At 54.8% G+C, this 19,134-nt stretch carries 17 protein-coding genes and 2 pseudogenes; 7 read left to right on the top strand and 12 right to left on the bottom strand.

Translation table 11 applies throughout. From position 1 onward, the window contains the following. Positions 1-2 precede the first annotated feature (2 nt). Complete coding sequence (gene tssB, locus H621_RS0118110) at positions 3-527, bottom strand: type VI secretion system contractile sheath small subunit (RefSeq protein WP_028944755.1); 525 nt, start codon at positions 525-527, stop codon at positions 3-5. 29 nt (positions 528-556) lie between these two features. Beyond that, positions 557-1,573: a type VI secretion system protein TssA gene (gene tssA, locus H621_RS0118105; RefSeq protein WP_028944754.1), complete on the bottom strand. Its 1,017-nt coding sequence runs from the start codon at positions 1,571-1,573 to the stop codon at positions 557-559. 682 nt (positions 1,574-2,255) lie between these two features. Between tssA and H621_RS0118100 the strand changes: the two genes are divergently transcribed. Continuing rightward, positions 2,256-4,919, top strand: a complete 2,664-nt coding sequence (locus H621_RS0118100; protein ID WP_051270598.1) for an autotransporter family protein — start codon at positions 2,256-2,258, stop codon at positions 4,917-4,919. A gap of 313 nt (positions 4,920-5,232) precedes the next feature. Here H621_RS0118100 and H621_RS0118095 read toward each other — a convergent pair whose 3' ends face one another. From H621_RS0118095 to H621_RS0118075, 5 genes are all read right to left on the bottom strand, one after another. After that, positions 5,233-5,859: a response regulator transcription factor gene (locus H621_RS0118095; RefSeq protein ID WP_028944752.1), complete on the bottom strand. Its 627-nt coding sequence runs from the start codon at positions 5,857-5,859 to the stop codon at positions 5,233-5,235. 106 nt (positions 5,860-5,965) lie between these two features. Then, positions 5,966-6,700 (bottom strand): pilus assembly protein, encoded by a 735-nt coding sequence (locus tag H621_RS0118090; RefSeq protein ID WP_036990033.1) that lies wholly within the window; start codon positions 6,698-6,700, stop codon positions 5,966-5,968. Positions 6,701-6,843: 143 nt separating this feature from the next. Continuing rightward, entirely contained in the window at positions 6,844-7,407 is a 564-nt protein-coding gene (locus H621_RS0118085; RefSeq protein ID WP_051270596.1) for a hypothetical protein, read from the bottom strand. 734 nt (positions 7,408-8,141) lie between these two features. Then, a complete protein-coding gene (locus H621_RS0118080) occupies positions 8,142-10,640 on the bottom strand; it encodes a CS1-pili formation C-terminal domain-containing protein (RefSeq protein WP_084167985.1) in 2,499 nt (832 codons plus the stop codon). 151 nt (positions 10,641-10,791) lie between these two features. Next, positions 10,792-11,274: a CS1 type fimbrial major subunit gene (locus H621_RS0118075; protein WP_028944748.1), complete on the bottom strand. Its 483-nt coding sequence runs from the start codon at positions 11,272-11,274 to the stop codon at positions 10,792-10,794. Between the two features lie 343 nt (positions 11,275-11,617). Here H621_RS0118075 and H621_RS28995 point away from each other — a divergent pair. Continuing rightward, a pseudogene (locus H621_RS28995) lies at positions 11,618-12,150 on the top strand (transposase); the annotation flags it as partial. An 862-nt stretch (positions 12,151-13,012) separates the two neighbouring features. Here the strand turns inward: H621_RS28995 and H621_RS28520 are convergent. Continuing rightward, positions 13,013-13,330: a type VI secretion protein IcmF/TssM N-terminal domain-containing protein gene (locus tag H621_RS28520; protein ID WP_028944747.1), complete on the bottom strand. Its 318-nt coding sequence runs from the start codon at positions 13,328-13,330 to the stop codon at positions 13,013-13,015. Here H621_RS28520 and H621_RS28515 point away from each other — a divergent pair. Then, positions 13,274-13,429: pseudogene (locus H621_RS28515) on the top strand (IS630 family transposase); the annotation flags it as partial. The gene H621_RS28520 and the pseudogene H621_RS28515 overlap by 57 nt on opposite strands. A 409-nt stretch (positions 13,430-13,838) precedes the next feature. Here H621_RS28515 and H621_RS0118060 read toward each other — a convergent pair. Beyond that, positions 13,839-14,567: a pilus assembly protein gene (locus H621_RS0118060; protein WP_028944746.1), complete on the bottom strand. Its 729-nt coding sequence runs from the start codon at positions 14,565-14,567 to the stop codon at positions 13,839-13,841. A gap of 539 nt (positions 14,568-15,106) precedes the next feature. Between H621_RS0118060 and H621_RS29140 the strand changes: the two genes are divergently transcribed. Together H621_RS29140 and H621_RS29135 are read left to right on the top strand one after the other, a co-directional pair. Continuing rightward, positions 15,107-15,370, top strand: coding sequence for an amidase family protein (locus tag H621_RS29140; RefSeq protein ID WP_342418294.1), 264 nt, complete (start codon positions 15,107-15,109; stop codon positions 15,368-15,370). After that, positions 15,322-15,567 carry an amidase family protein gene (locus H621_RS29135; protein WP_342418293.1) on the top strand — a complete coding sequence of 82 codons (246 nt, stop codon included), beginning with the start codon at positions 15,322-15,324 and terminating at the stop codon, positions 15,565-15,567. Before H621_RS29140 ends, H621_RS29135 begins: the two co-directional genes overlap by 49 nt. A 302-nt stretch (positions 15,568-15,869) precedes the next feature. Here H621_RS29135 and H621_RS28770 read toward each other — a convergent pair whose 3' ends face one another. Both H621_RS28770 and H621_RS29300 read right to left on the bottom strand, forming a co-directional pair. Further along, entirely contained in the window at positions 15,870-16,094 is a 225-nt protein-coding gene (locus H621_RS28770; protein ID WP_051270592.1) for a hypothetical protein, read from the bottom strand. Beyond that, the gene (locus H621_RS29300) at positions 16,036-16,308 is read right to left on the bottom strand and encodes a transposase (RefSeq protein ID WP_156905623.1); all 273 of its coding nucleotides are present in this window, start codon (positions 16,306-16,308) and stop codon (positions 16,036-16,038) included. Before H621_RS29300 ends, H621_RS28770 begins: the two co-directional genes overlap by 59 nt. 86 nt (positions 16,309-16,394) lie before the next feature. On the opposite strand from H621_RS29300, the gene H621_RS28135 reads away from it, so the two are divergent. Then, a protein-coding gene (locus H621_RS28135) for an IS3 family transposase (protein WP_156905628.1) occupies positions 16,395-17,764 on the top strand; the annotation gives its coding sequence in 2 pieces (ribosomal slippage) (positions 16,395-16,863 and positions 16,863-17,764; 1,371 coding nt in all). Between the two features lie 161 nt (positions 17,765-17,925). Then, a complete protein-coding gene (locus H621_RS29130) occupies positions 17,926-18,195 on the top strand; it encodes a hypothetical protein (RefSeq protein WP_156905622.1) in 270 nt (89 codons plus the stop codon). A gap of 594 nt (positions 18,196-18,789) precedes the next feature. Here H621_RS29130 and H621_RS29295 read toward each other — a convergent pair. Next, on the bottom strand, positions 18,790-18,939 hold the full coding sequence (locus H621_RS29295) for an antitoxin Xre/MbcA/ParS toxin-binding domain-containing protein (protein ID WP_425337427.1): 150 nt from the start codon (positions 18,937-18,939) through the stop codon (positions 18,790-18,792). Positions 18,940-19,134 lie beyond the last annotated feature (195 nt).

The following is a 19,134-nucleotide window of genomic DNA, read 5'->3' as shown; positions in this document are numbered from 1 at the left end:
CATCAATCACCTGATTCAGTGGGGTGAACAGCAGGTTTGGCGTGTACTGATAAAGAACGCATCAGCGCCGGATTTTCAAGCAATTGAGCAACCAACTGCTCGGCACCACTTTTACCATCCATATACGTCAACAAATTTGATAGCTGCTGGCGTGCTTCCAGTAGTGTTCGCAACGGTTCGACATGACGGGCGATCGCACTTGGGCTGAAATCATCCATACTGGCTATTTCCAAATCGAGTGCAATACTACCCTCCCCCGTCAATGTGTTCGGCACGGTCAGCTTCAAGCGTGGCCTGATCGCATTCATGCGCTCATCGAAATTATCAATATCAATATCCAAGAACTTACGGTCTGCAATAACCGGCAAAGCGCCAGCGCTCGAACCGGACAAATCGGCTAACACCCCATTTACGAATGGAATCTCAACGGTCTTTTCAACCCCATAAAGTTCAACGTCATAATCAATCTGAACGCGAGGGGCACGATTGCGACCGATAAACTTCTGGCCACTGGTATTACTGGACATGGCGTCACCTTAGATACAATTAGAAGTAGTCATTCATCCTGAATACCGCAAAGCGTTCGTATATCCTGAATACTTGAGGGTGCCAGTTCAGCAATCAGCTCCATAAAATCCATGTCCACGAGCCGCCGCATTCGGTGCACCAGCATCGGTATCGGGCTACTAGGCTCATAACGCTTGTAATACGCTTCTACGGCCTCAAGGGCTGTGTAGACATCTTCTCTGGAATGGCACTTATCATTACTACGCGACTGCACAGCAACTGCGTTTTTTGCGGAATCGACCGTGCGACACGGTTCAGAGGCTGGCACCGCCCCCTGCGCAGTGCTGCGCACACGTTCATCTACCACCCGTACGCACTGCTGCAATAGATGCAGGAGCGGCTGCAACGGAGACACTGCACTCAAACCCGTACGGTCATCGAGGCATCTGCCAATTTTTTGCACCTGCGCTTCTAGCCGATTCAGTAATCCAAGACTGCGCATCAGTTCGGCTGAGCAATGGGGCTCTATCAAATGCTCAAGCCTGGCCTGACACTCCTTACGCTCCGCGGAATCGACACCACTGGCTATCAGCGCAAGATCGCCAACCGTGAGCAGGCCCTGGGTTGCCGTACCCACCAAGGGAGCCCGGCGCAATGTCTTGATTACGGTCCCAGGAACCACCAACTCAGCCAGCCCGTTAATACGCAGCCAGGGATCAAACTGCTCGAGCGCCGACAGTTGCGGGTGCACCGTATCCCACCGCTCATCGAGCAGGAATGCCAACACTTGCAGGCCATTGGCAAACCCCAGGATCCCTTCACGCGCGAGCCAGGCTCGCGTTAAACAAACACCTACGCGCAAGTCGTGAGTGCGCTGAAACAACTTTAAAGCGAGTGACTCCACAGCCACCCAGTCAATCGGTTCCGGGATGTAAACATGCTCACCGTATTGGACTTCTTCACCGCCCGCTATTAACCGGTTTAACTCAACAAAGTCAACATCGTATTCAAGATCCTCGCCACACCCTTCACTAGCAAGAACACCAATGAAATTGTTAATATTCATTGCTAAATTTAATCACTCCCGAACACTGAACATTGTGGTCACGAAGGCGACTCAACAGTGTCCCTACGCATGAAAGCTTTAAATATCCTTATGTTAGATAGGCCTTGCCTGGCTGCTTGGCGTGAACGTATTAACTCACCGCGAACGTGACATCTAAATTAAGGGATGCAGCAGGTCGAAGAAATGAGACCTGTCTCAAAGGAATCGATCGAGGATTATTCGAAAAGACCTGACTGACGAACGGTAGGTACACAGTGGTGCCTGCCGAGGACCGCAGATTTGAGGGGCCGATACCGGACAGCGGGTAGATGCAGTGTTTTGCAGGGGCTCATTGCAAAACCGATCGTTCGCAACCTGTGCGTACCGAGAGGATAGAAAACCCCGAAACGAATATTGTTGTTAACTATCCATTCGCCAATTAATGACCTAACACGTCACTTTTTGGGTATGCGCTAAGTGAAGTGTTTTTATAAGTCAGCGCTTGTCCCCCCCAGAAACCGGAGCGCGCCGTGAGCTCCACGGACCTGTTAATATCAGTTACACCCCAGTTACTGGCTGATGGCCAGCAACTTATCAACATCACTTGAGCCACCGACCTACTCATTTCTTGAAGTATTTGAATCCTTGGGCTAAAAACAATCACACAATTACAACGCCTCACGTCAAGCATGAGAGGGACCTTATGCACCCTGCATTGCATTTCGGTAAAAACTACACCCTACACGTTGGCGTTCTCTCACTCTTGAGCCTGGCAGGGCAACACGCCCACGCGGCTTGCTCACTGACTACCGGTGCAGGTGATACCAGCTACCTGTGCGCCAGCGGTAACAGCGGCAGCGGCCTCACCGACTTGCTGGGCAACAACACCCTGACCTTCCCCGCTGGCGGTACCGGCACGATCAACGGCAACGTCACCTTCGGTGCCGGTGCCGATCTCATCGACATGAACGCCGGCAGCATCCTGGGTGCCATCGACCAAGGAGACGGCGCCGACCGCTTGCAGATCAGTGCCGGGACAGTCACCGGCGCGGTCCATCAAGGCAACGGTATCGATGACTTCGTAATGAAAGGTGGAAGCATCCAGTCACTGGCACAAGGCGATGGCCGCGACACCTTCTTCATAAGCGGGGGTACCATCGTCGGCGCCTTCGAGGACGGCGATGTGGCGAAAATGATTGCGGGCAGCATCGGCCGAGTCGACATGAAACTCGACAACAACATTTTCGACCTGTCGGGCGGCACCATTCTCGGCAACCTGGTTACAGGCTTCGGCCGAGACACTGTGAGCGTTTCCGGCGGCACCATTGGCGGCAACATCAGCGTCAGTGGCGGCAACGACAGCATCACTGTCAGCGGCGGGGTGATCGCCGGAGAGATCCGTGCCAGCACCGGGAATGATCAGTTCAACTGGCTCAATGGCGGCCAGATCAACTCGGCGGTGCTGATGGGCGATGGTGACGACACTGCCCTGCTCAGCGGCCTGAACGAAAGCCTGCTGGCAACCACATCCTCGCTAGACGCCGGGCTTGGAAGCGACACGCTGAACTTCGACCACACCGCCTCGGCGGATGCCGCGCGCTACCTGGGCTGGGAAACAGTCAACCTTGCCAACCATTCACAATTTGACCTTGCCGCGAACTTCTTTCTTGGCGACAGCGCCAGCAACACCGGCACCCTGTCGATCGACAACACCAGCGTGCTGCGGGTAAGCCAAGGCAACATCCGCCCCTACACCGCCGGCCAGCTGGCAACGTTGAACAACGCCGGCACCATCGATATGACCTCCGGTAGCGGCACTGCCACCGACTCACTGACTATCCACGGCAACTACGTCGGCAACAACGGGCAGTTGTTGCTGCAGACCGTGCTCGGTGACGACCGCTCTGCCAGCGACAGGCTGGTGGTATCCCAGGGCACCATCAGCGGCAACACCCAACTGGGCATCACCAATCTGGGCGGGCTTGGCGGCCTGACGCAGAACAACGGCATCGAAGTGGTCCACGCACAAAATGGCGCCACCAGCAGCAACGATGCTTTTGCCCTGCGCGGCTCGCTGTCGGCCGGCGCCTACCAGTATTACCTGTTCAAGGGTGGCGTGAGCGCCGGCACGGAACACAACTGGTACCTGCGCTCGTCGGTGGTCGCGGTACAGCCACCGCCAGTCCCTCCTGAGCCCACCGTGACAGCGCCCATCATCCCCGTGGCGCCTATCTCGCCTACCCTGCCCGTGGTTGACCCAGACGAACCTGCCGTGGAGCCACCCACCGCACGACCGGTGGCGCCGCAAGAGTCGCCGGCAATCGCGACTCCAGGGCCGGCGCAGGTTTCACCGGAACCTGCGGCAACGACGCCTCCTGTACCCACGGCAGTGGCCGGCGCCGATCCAATCCCCCTTTACCGCTTGGAAGTACCGGTGTACTCGGTAGTGATTCCGGCTGCACAGGTGATGACACTGCAGGCGCTTGGCACCTTTCACGATCGCCAGGGCGAGCAGAGCCTGTTGACCGAGACCGGTGCGACACCGGCAGGCTGGGGCCGGGCTTACGGCAGCGATTTCAATAAGAGCTGGTCGGGCACTGTGTCTCCCAGCTTCGATGGCTCGCTCAAGGGCTATCAAGTCGGCCATGACCTGTACGCGGCACAAACCAGCGGCGGGCAAATCCAACGTATCGGCCTGTTTGTCGGGCAGAGCCGCCTGGACGGAGATGTCAAAGGCTTCGCCGAAGGCTTTCACGACCGCAAGGCTGGCCGGGTGAAACTCGACGGCGACAACTTCGGCGTCTACTGGACCCTGAGCGACCCAACCGGCTGGTATGTCGACCTGGTAGCCATGGGCACCCGCCTGGACGGTGACAACCGTTCCGACCGAGGGGTGAAGATGGACAACGAAGGCCATGCCTTGGCCCTGTCTGCAGAGGCGGGCTACCCATTTGCCGTATCGGATAACTGGGTGATCGAACCCCAGGCGCAGGTCATCAATCAACAGATTGATCTCGATAGCCAAAGTGATGGGATCTCGGATGTCACCTTCGATTCCCAGGACTACTGGACAGGCCGCCTGGGGGCACGTCTCAAAGGCCGCTACCTGGTCCATCAAACGCCCATCGAGCCTTACCTTCGTGTCAATGCCTGGCGCACCTTCGGTGGCAGCGATACGGTGACTTACGATGATGTCGACCGTATCAAGAGCAATCACAAAACTTCTTCAGCCGACGTGGGTGTGGGGGTAGTAGCGCGGTTGTCGTCGACGGTCAGCATGTATATGGCAGCCGATTACAGTACTCATCTGGACAGCAACGATCTGGAGGGACTCAGCGGCAATCTGGGGCTGCGAATGAGTTGGTAAGAACGATAGCACTACTGCCCCAGGCAGCTCTGCCTCGGCTGACCAGCTCAATTTAAGCGGCTGCAAGCCGTGCTACTGGTTAACCGGCCCCGAGTCTGGCCGTTAATATACGATGGCGCTTCGACGCTGAGGCGCGTTAAACGATCAGATACTCGCAGGCGTTTCACATCGGTTGGATCGAAAGCTGTCCTTTGGCGAATGCCCGCTTCTGACTGAGCAGACTCAGGACTCGGGCTTGGCCTGCGCCATAGACGCGCTCAGCAGCACCAAGCAGCAACCGGCAATCGCATCACGTACTTCACAAGCTAGAACACTAGATCAACTGATGTCGCTTGGCCAAATCGGCAAGGTCTACCACCGACACCACGTTTAGCTTCTCGATCAACCGGGTCTTGTACGTGCTAATCGTCTTGTGACTCAGCAACAAGGCGTCGCCTATATCCTTGTTGCTCAACCCCCTGGCCAGTTGCTGTAATACCAGCAATTCGCGGTCGGACAGGCAGGCTATCCGCTCGGCTTCCCCCGCGTCGACGTCACTCTTGCGCACCGAACTGGTAGCCAAACTCGGGAAGTAGGTATAGCCCGACATCACAACCTTGAGCGCCCTGCTGAGTTCGGTCAGATCACCGGTTTTCGACACATAGCCTTGAGCCCCAGCCTTCATGCAACGGGCAGAAAAATAGTTGATTGGTTGCGAAGTCAGTACCAAAATCTTGATCGGCAGGGCAAGGGCGCTGATCCGGGCGATCACTTCAAGGCCATCCAGAAGCGGAATGCCGATATCCAGGACTATGATGTCCGGAAAGTGAGTACGCGCCAGTTGCACGGCATCGGCACCATTGTCGGTCTCGCCGACCACCTCAAACTGCTCCAGTTCGAGCACCATTTTCACACTTGCTCGAATGAACGGATGGTCATCTACAATCAGTGCCTTATGCATAAAAAATCTCCGTTGTCATCCAGATTGAGCACATGTTCGCAGGCAGACTATACAATCCACAGCCATCTGACTGCCCTTTAACAGCCCCGTCACGCACTGTATAGCGTCACCCCTTAAACGCATAAGATTTACGGGTTTCACCTTCGCGCAACTCGAAGCTGTAGACCCGCCCCAGCATCTTTTTGAACTCACGTGTCTGACCGGGCCGCACATGATAGATACTCGGATTGGCGCATTGGCCACCTTGACTGTCGCAGTCCTTGAACGACTCCAGCACCAGGGTGGCATTACCCTTGTTACGCACGCGAAAAAAGCCTGGGGGCTCATCCACCACACTGTCGTAACGCGGATTGTTCGGCCGAACCAGGAGTACCGCACCGAAGCCCTTGAGCAGATGTACCCCAGCGGCCAGGGTCTCGCGGTAAGCCGTAGCCTCATCCTTGCTGAGGTCAAAATCGTTCTCGTCCTCTGGCAATATCGGGATGAAGCGTACGCGAAAGTAACGCTCTTCGTCGCGCTCGCCACGGAACAATAGGCGCACATTCTGCGCCCCGGCAGCCGGTACGATCAGCCGTGATGGCGTCACCACCAAGGAGCGCTGGGCACTATCCTGGCTCTCTAGGGATACCTCGCTTGGGGTACCGTCTCGATCGTACTGAATTTGCGCCACACTCACTTTGACGAACGCCGTGGTGCTGCCAATATTTCGCACTTTTTTCAGCAGAGTACTCTGGTTGGAGTCTAAGTAGTCGTGCAGCGTCCCGATATCAAGATCCGGCGCAGCCTGGGCCGACCAGACCTGCATCCACAAAAGCGCTACACATAACAGGCTTTTGAACATAAATATCCCCCTCAAACCCTGCTCTTCCCAGCAAGGCTGGGGGAAACTCTCGTGTTAACGCACTCAAGCGCCAACAGACGGCGACAGCCTGCGCTCCGTGCCCAATCGTCCGCCAAAATGTTCAGATAGGTAAACAAGCGGTATTACAACATTGCATCGAACACAACAGTCACGTTCCCTGTGTAGGTGTCACCCGGGTTATCGAGCATCTGTGCAGCCTCACCAGATGCCGTAGCGAAGTGAAGAGCACCGGGCTGATTAAAGACTGGACGGGTGCTCTGCAGGATCAAGGGTTGCCGTCGCCCGGTAGGGACTTGTTCCCGCTGCACAGGATGCCCGGATTGCGAAATACCACCCGGCAAGGTGAGGCTCACATCCAGCGGCACCGTATGGCCATTGCGCGTATTGCGAATGCCACAACTGTTTGGGCCTGGAACCCCGCAGTCCATATAGACGGAAAGAGGGCCGCTTGACCAGATGCGAAATGGCAGGTCGCGCTCGAGGCGCTCCGGCTTCGGTCCACCATTGAGCCAGCGTGCCCAGCCACCTGGGGGCTCCAGTAGCACCTGATCAGAACGGCCCGAGAACTCCAGTTGAAGATGATGCAGTACTTCGAGTTCAAAATTGAGGGTGACACTTGAGGTATTCAGCATCGATACGTTGTTACCCAGAGCGATCTCCCCCGCCTCACCCACGCTGTAGGTCACGCTTCCGAAGTAAACTCCTGAACGCATGCTCAACGGATCAGGTGCCTCCAAAATGTAGCCGATGGAAAATTCGCTGACCGAAACCTCCAGCGCCCCTCCAGCAGGCCCAGTATCGGAGGTTGAATAACATGGTGTGGGAGTATTCGGATCACTGACGCGCCATAAGCCAACTCCCCATACTGCATTGCCTAAGCTTCTTATAAACGTGCAGCCCCCTCTCACTCCGTAGGTCCATATTGGGTTGTAGAAATCAGAACGCCCCCCACCGACCCTAGCACTGAACCTGCTCATCGAAAAGGTTAGTGCATGCTCATCACCTGTTGTCGACCTCACTTGTATCACTTGGGATGCTGGCAGGCTTATCCAAAACTGATCCAGCGGATTCGTCGCGGCTCTGATCGTTGTCTTGGAGTAGTTGACCCCTAGCGACACTGAGTGGTTGTCCCCAGTGCACTCAGGAGCTGAGGGCCATCTATTACAGAACCCGCTCAGCGGCGTAGTGTTCTCGAAGCGAGAGTTGACCGTGGACGGGACGTATTTGGCAGTAATGGTCACCTCGGACGCTACGCCCGGCTGCGTGCTGCCCAATAAAGCAAGAGTGCATAACATCCAGCGAGCCATGTTTGTGAGGGGCATCCTAGTATCTCCTAGGTATTCTGTTGCATAGACTAGCCAAGTTCGAATGATGTGCTCGGCCAGCTCAGTCAGGGTGTAGACAAATCGAACAGCCCAGGTCAGGCATCAGACGCCTTGACCTGTTCGGCGGAAGCCAGGCCACCCGGGGTGCATGTCAGGTCCCCGACCAATAGGACATCCTTCTCACGCTCGTAGCGCGCCTTGTCCAGATGCAGGAAACACTGCTGTCCGCCGTTCTGCCGTACCTCGAGGGTTGGTGTCGACTCGCTCATTTCCACGGCGAAAAAACCGTCTGTTTCGCTGACGCTGCGACTGGCATGATTGATCACCATTGCGCCGCGCAGCGGTTGGCCTTGGGCATTGAGCAAGCGGCCAACCACCGTTACCGTGCGCATGATGCGTACCTTCTGATAGGCTACGCCGCCCTTGTTCAAATGGTAATTGGCGCTCTGCGGCTGAATCACCGCGGCCGGCGCATCATCACCATTGAAATCGAATTGCACATTGCCCGCCCGGTACGCCTTGACCGGGATAAGGTTGCGTCCGGACTTGAGGGTGCTGCCGTAGCCCTGCTGGTCGAAAGCTTGCAGTTCCAGATCGGTGTAGTCGGTTTCCACATCTACTACCATCGCCGCTTCGTGGGCGACGATGCCACCACTCATGGCTACGGCGCCATCACCCAAACCCACGGTGCTGTCTAGGTTAAGACCGCCACTCAACTCGCCGTTGTACGAAGAACTTTGCAGGTAGGTATTGCCCGAAAGCATTCGGTTTTCTATTTCAAGACTGCCGCCCAAGCCAACACCAAAGCTGTCAGCATTGACGGTGCCAGTGATGCTACGCAACGTACCGTAGTCGACTTGTCGTTGATAACTGAGCGAGGCGTTCTGCTCTCGATCGCCATCACGACCAGTCCGACTGCCCAAGTTGCCGTAGACCCGATTGCCAGCACTACCGAGGGCCATGGTCAGGCTGACGTCCACTCCACGGTTGCGTTCACCACCGCTACTGGCATTGCCGGGGCGGTCGAACACGGAGAAACGCCAGGTCGCATCCGAACCCAGGACTATACTGCGGCGCACCCAGGACAGGTCGACAGCCGGTCCAGACACTGTACCGCTGTTATGGCTGAGGCGCAGGTTGGCGTGGTTCTTGTCGTCCACTCGTTGCTGCACCGTAAACGAGGTCTGTTGCGTCTCACGGGCCTTGCTGTTGTAGGGTGTAGCGTCCAACCAGGTACGACTGTGGCTAAACACCAAGCTGCCACTGCCATGAGCGTACACGCTTTGCAAGTCGAAGCCATTGCCCCGACTGTCGTTATGGTGCAGATTACTGTAAAGCTTAAGCTTGTCGGTCACATCCCAATCCAACGAGGTGCTGTACTGCATACCATCCTCAATATTCTCGAGAGATAGGCCGAGCACCGCACGTGGGTGCAACAGGTAGTTGGCAATAATGCCGGCCCTGAGCCCTCCGTCCTGGAGGTCGTCCCGGTTACTCAACGGGTTGCTACTCTGGCCCAAGTAGGTGTTGTAGCGCCAACGCTGACCAGGGTTAGCCCAGTTACGCGGCTTGTAGATGAACTCTTCGTTGCGTGATGTTATTTGACCATCTTCGATCAACCGCACTTCCACCGCATAGATACCACCCGGTAGGCGACGCGTGTCGATTGTCTGCAACCCGGGCTGCACTGCCTGGCTGAAAATTAACGCGTCATCGCGGTACACCTCCACCACTGCCGGACGGTTGGGCGTGACATAGATGGGTGTGGTGCTTGCCTGGCCATCGTTAATGGCCAAGCTATCGCTAGAGCCGAACATCACTCCCACGATTCCATGGGGTTGACCGTCGAGCGTACGCGGCTGGAGACTGAGGCCTTGAGTGCTGGGAGGGAAGTAGCCCAAACGGTAGAATCGATCCTCTATCATACGGTCAGCATATAGGCCGCTGACGCGATAGCGGTTAGCATCACCTTCATTGGCACTGCTGCGGTCGAATTGCGCACGCGCCGTAGTGGTCCATTGACCGATACTACCCAGCCCTTCGGCAATGTATGTTCCATGAAGGTCCTGCTTACTACCGGATAGATTGAGCTGATTGCGCATCAACAGACCATGACTACCTGCCTCGGGTAAGGCATGAAAGCGGTTAGAACTGGAATCCTGCTCTACGGTTCGAGTCAGGATCGACAGTTGAGAGTTGGCTAGGCTGTAGTGCAAGGCCAGCAACTCATGCGCGCACTCCTGCTTGCAGACACCCAAGAGACGCGGCTCGCTCAATACTTCCTGCCAACGTTTCATGGTCTGCAGGTCCTCCTTACTGGAGCTTGTGTCGGTGAATTCGAGCAACTGCACGCGCTCATCGCGACTCAGCACCAGCATAGCGTCTCCGAGCGGCCGACCATCAAGATCAACCCGTACTGCCAGCGGCACATCGAAGAAATGATTTCGAAACTCCGCCGGCAAGCCTTCGGCCTGGGTGAGCAGGCCGAGCGTGCTAGGAACCGCAGGCTCGGCCCTTGCTGGAGCAAGGCTCAGACCAGTAACGCCGGTAAGCACCAGCGCAAACAAGCCGCGGCAGAGGCTGGGAGTATTCATAGTCACCTATAAAGCAGGGCGCACCCATGGCCACTCTGAGTACAGGTGGCCATGGAGGGGATCAGCAGAAGACAAGAAAGACGCTGCAACACTTAGGAGATGGGGAACCCTTGCGAGCTCGCCTTGAGCGACGTACTGATTACACGGGGATTTACGGAATTGGAGCAGTCAGCGGAGTTTCAAAGGTCATATTGACGATGCCCGCGTAGTTGCCCGCCGTATAGCCATTCACTGGAGCCGGCGCCGCAGCGATCCTGATAGGCATGAACACTTGATTGCCCATTTCGGTGTCGGCAACAATTTCCTTGTTGCTCACGTCCAACTCAACTCCATTGACGCTAACATTCAGATTGATGCGGCTGCTACCACTAGTAATTTCCGCTGGATGGTCCAGGCGAGCCTCAATAGCCCCGGTGCTGCTCTTGGCGACCAGGCGATTCTCGACCGGAGCCAGAGCGCCGGTGACTGTGTTGTAAACCAGTTCCTGTGGCAGGCCGATCCAGTTGCCATCCTGCTCGACATAAAACGCCTCGGTTGGGATGTTGGCGACTACTTCGACTGACTTGCTGACAGTTTGGGTGGCGAAAGCGCTACCGGTGGCAAGCATTGCAAGAGGAATAGCAAGGTATTTCATAGGGTGTTCCTTTGATGTTTGATGAGTAAAGCCAAATCACCAGCAGGTTGCGGAGAACGCAATGCGATCACAGCACCAACCAGCCGACGGGAGAATTATCAAGCAATCAGTCATCACAGCCTGTAAGGCGAATCCCTGTGACTTGTAGGATATTTCCTAGCGCAAGCGCACTGATCACACACTCAACTAAGAAAATTCTGAACAGGACTTCCATTTCTGGTGGAATACCCCCAGACACGAACATGACGGTTCAGCTCTTTGAAGCAGATGACCTGCGCTGATGCCAAGTACGCTGGTAAACGTAAGCAGGCTGCGAACGCGTCCTGATCGAGGGTGATCAGGTCATGCCCCGAGCTCATCCAAGAAAAAGGACGGCAAGCGCGATCCGGAAATGCATCCGACGAAGAAGGAAGTAGGTATTCCTTCGGGATCAAAGTGCATATCAGGATCGATGCCGTGTCCGGTTTAGTGCGTCGTCTGGTGGGCACGGCGGCGAATGTGGCCGATGTGACGTAGGTCGATCAGCTGATGCATGACGATAAAGCTTACGTCTTTGGCGATGCCGATTACATCCGCGTGGACAAACATCCTCAACATCAAAACCGTCAAACGAATTGATCGATTGCCGCACGACTCAGCATGGACAAGAAGACTGGCAAGGAGAGCTTGAACACTCAGGCGCATCGAAAAATCGAATATCCGAAGGCATCAGTACGGGCCAAAGTTGAACATCCACTGATCAAACTCTAGTTTGGCTGCACGAAAGTGCGCTATCGCGGACTGATGAAAAACATGAGACAACAAAGCACACTACTCGCGTTGCCGCACCCGTGGATGATGCGTAACGGTTTCACCTACAGAAGGAACGGAAGTTAAAAAACACTGAAGCTCCCGATAACCCTGCAAGCAGACTGGTCACGCTGACTACTCCCAGTAGTACTGAGCACCTATTGATATAGAGATACCAAGCCATAAATAAATAGCAAACATCGGCACAAGCAAACCTGGCTCCAATAAATCTTGACTCACAGCACTGCACCAATAGAGATAACAGAAGCTGCGAAATTAACTATTTTTGCCGCTACCACCTTTCTAAAATGAATCCCCCTGATGCCAGTCAGCCAAACTGACTGGTATCAGGGGGATTCATCAATGACTTCGGAAGAAACCGCACCCTCCAACCGGAGCCATCTCACTCTTGAGCCTGGCTATGCAACAAGCTCAGGCGGCTTGCAGATTGACTGCAGGCGCAGGCGATACCAATTATTTTGCAATATCGGCTGCGACCTCAGCTACTTACTGGGCAACCATACCCTTGAATCGCCGCGCTCATACAAGCAGCGAAAGCGGTACCATTCCTGAAGATTGAATGGTGCCATCAAGAGACCCACAACCCACTCCTAAGCTGCAAGCATACTTCTTCACCTTCAAGCGGATGAAGTCCTCCAGCGAGACCTGGTTCGATACATTACCAACAAAGGGATAACGCCCATTCAGCGCCCGCTGGCAGAAGGGCTCGACCTCGCTATTCCAAGCGGCTTGGCACGCGCATGAGCGAGCTGATTGCCGGTCTACAAAGCGGTGAGTATGAGCTGTTAACTGTGAACATACACGTGCTCGGCAAAAGGCCGTACGGCAAGCCGTCACTGGTTGCAGCCACACAGCAACCTGTCTATGCAAGCGTACTCAACAGTGGCCGATTACTGCTGGCCAGCGGGAACTCAATGCTCATCGCCCGCTACTCGAGAGCCAGACAGGCCTGCGAGGCCGTGTAGCCAGGCAACTGCTCGAAACCGCTGACAATCACCTGCACCGCCAGCCATTTACCGAAGTGGGAGGCCAACTCTTCAAGGCGCATCCGCAGGGTGAGCGCCAACCGGTCGCGCTCTACAGGCGTCGCCTGTTGAAGTTGCGCGGCGCACAGGCCAACACCACACCACGCACAGCCCCCCCGGCGCTGCAACTCAGTCAGGGCCACCCGCCAAAAGCGGGCCACATCAGCATGACAGATCTGAAAGCTGCGATCCGCCAATTCGTCAAGTCTCACAACGAGCATTCAGCCAAACCGTTCAAATGGAACAGGACGGCAGAGGCCATCATCAGCTCAGTACATATGGCAAAGCTGAGCGTGATGAAAGAGAAACTAATAAATTAAGCACTCGGGACACTAGTACTTGCAGGCCATTGGCAAACCCCAATATACCTTCTCGCGCAAGTCATGGTTGCGCTCAAATAATTTTCGAGAAAGTGGCTCCACAGCTACCCTGTCAACACATTCTGAAACATTCACGAGCGCGCCTTATTGGACTTCCTAACCACCGCTCACCAACCGATTCAACCCAATACAATCAAAATCGTACTGGAGATTTTCGCCACACCCCTTAGCCGCAAGACCACCAATGAAATCATTAATGTTCATTACTTAGATTTAGCCCCCCCAAAAAATACTGGATACTTTCGATCCGACGGCGACCAAGAAATACCTCTTGCATATAAAACTTCTGAAGTTCCTTAGGACCCCAGCGGGTGCAATGGCTAACGGTGCATTGGCCTGCCCAGCAGCTTTAAAACGCGTAAGACTTACTCTCAGCGCCTGCGACCAGGTCAAAGCTATAACTACGCTGAGGCGGTTTCTCGAATAACTGTACCGCACCTGGCAACAGGTAATGAACAACTGGTGTTTTGCAACCTACGCCCTTACCTTCGCAGACTTTGAAGCGATCAAGCTTGACCGTGCTCCCCCCCGTATTACGCACTTCGATTCGCCCCTGGCGCTCCTGGACATTAACTTCGAACCGGGGGTCCTTCGGCCGCACGTATAGCAATGAACCATACCCCGCCAGCACATGCACCCCAACTGACAGGGACTCTTTGTAATCCTTGACTCCGCTGTCACTCACAGCAAAATCATCACCGGTCTCTGGCATCACCGGGTTAAAGCGCAAACGGTAATAGCGTTCATGATTGCGATCACCGCGAAACAACAACCGCACCGACTGTACGCCACCAGCCGGAATAATCAAGCGTGCCGGACTCACCACCAAGGAGCGCTGCGCACTGTCTTGACCATCCATAGCTACTTCGTGATATTTTCCGTCGGCGCCACGTACCAACTCCCAGACGCTAACCTTGACGAATGCGGTGGAAGTACCGGAATTGTAGATGCGCTTGACCTGAGTGGCTTGCGATGCCTCGAGAAAATCATTCAGTCCACCGATGTTGATATGCGGTGTGGCCTGGGCTATCCAGGGCTGCATCAAAAGCGCAGCGGCGACAAGCAGTAGTTTGTTCATATTGAAAATACCTCTTAATTTGCCAAGCGTTGGCCCCCATTAACCGGTGCACAAGGACAACCAACCGGCGGCTGAATTATTCCCTCCCCCCCCCTGATGGCCTGTAGGATAGCTCGCGCGCGCCTGTAGGAAATTTCTGATGCGCCGCTTGAATCATTCGGCGCTAATGACTGCTGTTGCTTGATTGAAATCGGCCGCTGCAGTTGTTATAACTATAAAAGCGCCCCATCCAATTCAGTCGCCCCAGCACACTTGTAAACACCTGAAGTCGTGCATTGGAGTGATACCTCCGAAGTCGGTGCAGAGGTCGTGATACAGGTGGCTCGCAGTAAACGAGCCCATCAACATTGATTTAACTCATAAGCCTTTCGGCGAGATTGATGTCTTCAGGTGATGGATGGCTACCGAAGGCTTTCGCGCTGGACATTTATTTAGTGAACACGGTAGCGTTTTTTCATATTTTTGTTAATTCCAACCGATGACCTCACAAAAAGAATTATTATCTTCCAGCGTTTGCTAGGGTTCTCTAATCATTTATTGTGAAAGCCTACAGAGGCGTGCTGATCACAATCAAAGACAACATCCAGATTCAAGGTTCCAGGAACACTTCCTATACTCCAAGATTGGTAAATTTCTATCCGAAATCGAATGCGCCGATCATCGACAAGCTCGTTGAGGCTGGGGGAATCATTGTCGGAAAGACCAGTAAGCATGAGTTGGCATATGGGCCTCGGGTTACAACACGGCCTTCCACGTGCCTGGAGTGGCCGGAGTTCCCAACGCTTTCGATCAATCGCAAATAGTGGGAGGTTCTTCATCCGGTAGCGCGAGTGCAGTGAGAGCGTATTTAGTGCCAGCGTCGATAGCCACTGACACGGGGGGCTCCGTGCGTCAGTCCAGTGCACTCAATGGTTGTGTCGGATTTCGACCAACTGTCGGGCGGTACAGTCAAGCAGGCATCACCCCATATCTCCCACACGCGACACCGCCGGCCCCATGACGCGCTCGGTAGAGGATGCGAGCTTGCTCGATCGCTTGATCACTGGCGCCTACCCTACCGCCGAATGCCTTAGCACTCGCCACCAGGCTTATCTAGTACGGCGAGACATTCCTGCCCCATGCGCTAGAAGTACTCGGCAGCCGCATTCTCGCCGTGCAATGGTTCACCAAACCTACCCGCGGCCCGGATTACCGACCACTCTGCAGAGTCATCGCGGATGACCAAGGTTTTGGGCTGGTCAATGACTATCTGTGCCTCATCGAAATGGTGCCGGGGGCAGTCCAATCTAGGCTGGGAAGGGTCTAGGAAAATAAAGGCAATTCAACTGAAATCACGCGGGCGATGGCGGTGCCGGTAACGGCGCGCATGTCCATCGGCTCGGTGGCGAGCCAGAGGGTATCGATGCGGATCATCGCAACAGCTCTCGAAGAAAGCTTGCGCAGGCGGCTGCGCTTTCCACTGGCCAAGTCATCTTGATAGGCGTGCGAGGGTGCTGGATTCAAGGCCAATACTGGAGGGCTGAGCATGCGTTCCAGTGCCGAGCATCTGAGGATGCAGCGGGATGAACGCAGGCTGAAGAGCCACGGCTTTTTGATTGTGCAGCCGAATCCATTTGTGGACGAGGTTCGCATTGAGGCTGTAGCCCAAGGCGATGTTTGCGATGGATGCGCCGGGCTCGATGCACTCTTGGATGACCTGGGCTTTGAACCATTTGCTGTAGGTACGGCGCTGAGGGTGCATGGAAAATCCGCTTGATGAGCCAGAAATGGTGTCCACTTAAATTTGATCTGACCCCGAAATATTGGACATCAACATCCAGGGGTGTCATGAAAAAGTACACAGAGCAGGCGAAATTGTCGGTTGTTGAAGATTACTGTTCGGGGAGCGCAGGTCACAGAGAGGTCGCGCATCGTCACGGGGTCAATGCCTCTTCGCTTCGAAAGTGGATTGCGGCATATCAGGCGCTTGGTGCCGCAGGCCTCAAAAATAAGAGAAAGAAGAACTACAGCCCTGAGTTCAAGCTGAATGTATTGCAGCGCATGCGAGAGGAAGATCTGTCCTATCGCCAAGTCGCTGCCCTGTTTGATATCCGGAAATCCGACATCATTGGCGAATGGGAGCGCAGGTATGATGAAGGCGGTTTGGAGGCCTTGTCCCGGCAGCCAGGAAGCGGACTTCACAAAAAAATGACAAACCCCATCCCGTCCATTCAGCTTGATTTTTCGGACGATGAAGCTCGTACGCGTGATGAATTGCTGGCCGAATTGAGCCAGTTGCGGATGGAAATTGCTTATTTAAAAAAGCTCGATGCCTTGGTTCAAGCGAAGGAACGAGCAGCGCAGCGGAAAAAGCGCAAATCGTGATTGAACTGAGGCAGGAGCACCCTCTGGAAGGCCTTCTGAAATTGGCTGGCCTGGCCCGTAGCACTTTTTACTATCAACAAAAGGTGCAGCAATCCGTTGATAAATACGCGGAGCTGAAGTCCAGAATTTGCTCAATTTTCGACGAGCACAAGGGTCGATATGGCTATCGCCGCATCACTGCTGCCGTTCGGCGAGCTGGCCACCTCGTGAACCACAAGACTGTTCAGCGCCTCATGGGCGAGCTTCAGTTGAAAAGCCGTGTGCGCATAAAGAAATACCGGGCATACAGAGGCGAAGAGGGTCAGGTAGCGCCGAACCTGCTGAAACGGAAGTTCGATGCCAAACGACCGAACCAGAAATGGGTAACCGATGTGACGGAGTTTCGGGTCGGGGGGCAGAAGCTTTATCTCTCGCCGATCCTTGACCTATATAACGGTGAAATAATCGCCTTCAAGACCTCGAGGCGCCCGCTGTTCGACATGGTTGGTGCGATGCTACGGCAAGCTTTTGAGAGGCTGCGGCCACGCGATAAACCAATCTTGCATTCCGACCAGGGATGGCAGTACCGGATGCCTATCTATCGCCACGTACTGAACGAACGTGCGGTAAAGCCAAGCATGTCCCGCAAAGGAAATTGCTATGACAATGCGGCTATGGAAAGCTTTTTTGGCACGTTGAAATCCGAGTTCTTTTACCTGAACAAATTCAACAGTCTCGATGAGCTTGAAGCAGGTATAGAGGACTACATACACTACTACAATCATTCGCGAATCAGGCTGAAGCTAAGTGGCCTGAGCCCTGTGGAATACAGGACTCAAGCACGACGGGCATAGAAGGCGTCCAACATTTCGGGGTCAGATCAATTTCAGGTGGACACCATGGCCTTCGGCGGTTGCGTCAGGAAGATGTGTTGGCCGGACGGATACGAACGTCGGCGTCAGTCTGCGAAAAAATCGTTTCGAGCGACCACCCCGAAGTCGTCGGGAGCGGTAGCATGGTCGCCTGGCTCAAAAAGACTTTTCACCCGCCGCTCCTGTTTGAAATAAGCCAAGGTTGCGAAAAAGCACTGCTCGCAGAGATGCAGTTCATAGCGCTCGCCATCATGCTGAGTGCCAAAACCCCAATGCGCCCTGAGCGTGGCGAATTGGAGTCCACCGGAAGCGACAAGCGTCGAGCTCTGGCACATGTCACATTGCACGTCCGTGACTGCTTCAACCTCGACACGCCCTGTGATCTTCATCGTTGCACCATCGTGTGGCCGTGATCAAATAGTCAGCATACAGGCTTCAGCAATGTTGGGCCTACCACTCGGCATGATCTGCTGATGAAATCCTCACTTCACCAAAGTCCTGACACAACAGTCGCGACTCGCTGCTAGCGTTCAATTCCTCCTCGCTGACACACCCCCAGCGGACCAATCCAGAGTTGAACTCGTTGAATGGAAACGGGTAGGAAACCTCTGCTCGCTTGTTCATGAGGACAAGGAATACTTCCCCCTCTACGCCTTTGACCCGCCTACGGCTACCGACCGTTTTCGCCGTTAGCTGCAATCATCGGCTCGCTCGCTAAGCATGACAGGGCTATAGCGCTCTGGTTCGGATCATCGAATAGCTACTTGGGAGGTCAGATACCAAAGGATGTAATGATGGATGCTCCGGAACGGGTGCTCGATGCGGCCCGAGCCGAAGTGTACGGGGCGCTACAGCGTTAATTGACGGACCCACCGTATAGCCTTGGCTTCGACGCAGCCAAAGGCTAACCAGACCACAACATCTATTCCTGCAGTAAACGAAAGAGCTAAGACGACTGGGGTCAGCATCGAAACAAGTAGAGACTGATGCTTGGGTCTCCGAAGTGATCAATGGACACCGTAGTCAAGTCGAATTAAGAAGTCCGCGACCTCCGTATACCCCCGATCGGTTTCCAAAAGCATGCAGGGCAAACGCCGGCCAAGTCCGATTGCCTGCCGGGTGAACCATGCTTCAGCCAATGCATGATTTCCGAACACCTGCTCAGCCGTCGTCAAAATTTGTTCACGCCGTCTAATGAAGCAGCGGTGCTTCAGGCTCCAACAGCTATCAGGAAATGGCGAGCTGAGTGCAAAAGTTCTGAATCGCCCCTAGTTTCGTAGACACCTCCAAGCCTTAAAATGAGGCCCATTAGGAGGTGCCATGAGCAACCAGCGTTATCCCGAAGAATTCAA

This window comes from Pseudomonas vranovensis DSM 16006 (assembly GCF_000425805.1).
GTDB classification, from domain to species: Bacteria; Pseudomonadota; Gammaproteobacteria; order Pseudomonadales; family Pseudomonadaceae; genus Aquipseudomonas; species Aquipseudomonas vranovensis.
The sequence above is the reverse complement of the archived record's forward strand: the minus strand, read 5'-3'. Positions and strand labels throughout refer to the sequence as shown.